At 32.6% G+C, this 2,010-nt stretch carries 2 protein-coding genes and 1 riboswitch; of the genes, one reads left to right on the forward strand and one right to left on the reverse strand.

The window, feature by feature from the left end:
- Window positions 1-950: nucleotide disphospho-sugar-binding domain-containing protein (locus AC1DTM_RS24095; protein ID WP_477001067.1), on the forward strand; the 950-nt coding region annotated here is incomplete at its 5' end.
- Between the two features lie 49 nt (window positions 951-999).
- On the opposite strand, the gene AC1DTM_RS24100 is transcribed toward AC1DTM_RS24095, so the two are convergent.
- Entirely contained in the window at window positions 1,000-1,683 is a 684-nt protein-coding gene (locus AC1DTM_RS24100) for an aspartate/glutamate racemase family protein (protein ID WP_016105002.1), read from the reverse strand.
- A 150-nt stretch (window positions 1,684-1,833) separates the two neighbouring features.
- Window positions 1,834-1,950, forward strand: a riboswitch (SAM riboswitch).
- The last annotated feature ends 60 nt before the right edge of the window (window positions 1,951-2,010 follow it).

Here is a 2,010-nt window from a genome sequence, read left to right on the forward strand (position 1 = left end):
TACATGTTCAAACTTCTTTATATATATTAGAAATTACGAAAGAATTATGTAAAAGCATAAATTTTGATTTCGTAGTTTATGATATATTTGGTGCCGGAGAGTTAGTAAAGGAATATTTACAAGTTCCAGGCATAGTTTCCTCTCCTATATTTTTAATTCCACCAGAATTATTGGAAACCTTGCCTTTTCATCCAAATGCAGAAATACAATTCCAACCCGATGAACTCTCTGAAAAGTTACTGTATCAAATGGAACATGAATTTGGAGTAAAGCCCAAAAATAATCTTCAATTTATGCATAATAAGGGAGATATTAGTCTCGTGTATACAAGTCGTTATTTTCAACCTAATAGCGATTCGTTCGGAGAAAACAATGTTTTTATTGGACCGAGTATTATAAAGCGCAAAACAAATGCAAAGTTTCCACTTGAATTGCTTTCAAAAAAGAAAGTTATTTATATTTCAATGGGAACAATTCTTGAAGKGCTCGAACCATTTTTTAATACTTGTATTGATGCTTTTTCAAATTTCGAAGGGATTGTAGTAATGGCGATCGGTGATAGAAATGATATTTCAAAAATTAAGCAAGCGCCAGACAACTTTATTATAGCCCCTTACGTACCTCAATCAGAAATATTAAGTGAAGCAGATGTTTTTATTACACATGGTGGAATGAATAGTGTGCACGATGCAATTTATTACAATATCCCATTTGTGATAATACCGCATGATAAAGATCAACCTATGATAGCGCAAAGATTAACTGAGCTTGAGGCAGCACATAGATTATTGAAAGAGCATGTTAATGTGCAAACTTTAAAAGAGGCGGTAACAGACGTTCTTTCAAATAAAAAGTATAAACATGGCATTCGAAAACTGAATGAAAGTTTTTTAGAGTGTGGTGGTTCCGAAAGAGCCATTGCAGTTATTGATGCTCTTTTAAATAAATAGTTCGGACAATATAAAAGCATAGAGGATCTACCTTTATGCTTTTATATTATTATCCAGCAAATTGTACAGCAGTATTTGCATGTAAAAAAGCAGTATCAAAAACAGGAACAGTAAGGTCATTTTGGGAAATAAGCAATGGTATTTCAGTACAGCCTAGTAATATACCTTCCGCACCGTTTTGAATTAATGAATTGGTAATTTGTATTAGTTTCTCCCTTGAAGTTTCTGAAATAATGCCTCTACTTAATTCGTTTAATATGACGTGATGGATAAAAGTTCTTTCTTCGTCATTTGGGATAATTGTCTCAATGTTATATTTTGCTAGTCGTGATGTATAGAAATCTTGTTCCATCGTTTGTTTTGTTCCTAATAGTCCGATACGTTTTATATTCTGTTCTACCATTTCTTTAGCACTTACATCACCGATATGAAGAAGTGGGATTGATATTGCTTGTTCTACTTCCTCAGCAAATAAATGGACCGTATTTGAACACATTAGTAAACATTCAGCTCCAGAGTTTTCTACCTTTTTGGCTACTGTGACTAATTCATTTTTCACTTCTTCATATTGATGATTTTGTAATAATGTAGTTACCTCACCAAAGTCCATGCTATATAAAACAAGCTTCGCATTTTGATTACATTGAGAGAGGGTTAGTGTATTTATATGTTTATAGTATAACGATGTTGATTCCCAACTTAGTCCGCCAATTAGGCCAATAACTTTCATCATGTATTCCTCCCGTAACAATTTTGAATTCATTATTTCATAATTCCTATAAGAATACAATGATTTAAATGAACTATTTATAGAAAAATAAAAATATTAAGAAAAGTGTTGAATTTTTTAATTGTTAGTGCCATAATACAGATTACAAATACATACTTATCCAGAGAGGTAGAGGGAACGGCCCTACGAAGCCTCAGCAACCCCTATGTAAATGCATAGGAAGGTGCTAATTCCGCAGAGGACATTTATATGTCTTTTGAAAGATAAGAGGATTCTTGTACGTGAAAGAAAATGGCCTCTTAATTTAAGGGGTCATTTTTTGTTGTATAG

Source organism: Bacillus sp. P4_D3 (assembly GCF_056401855.1).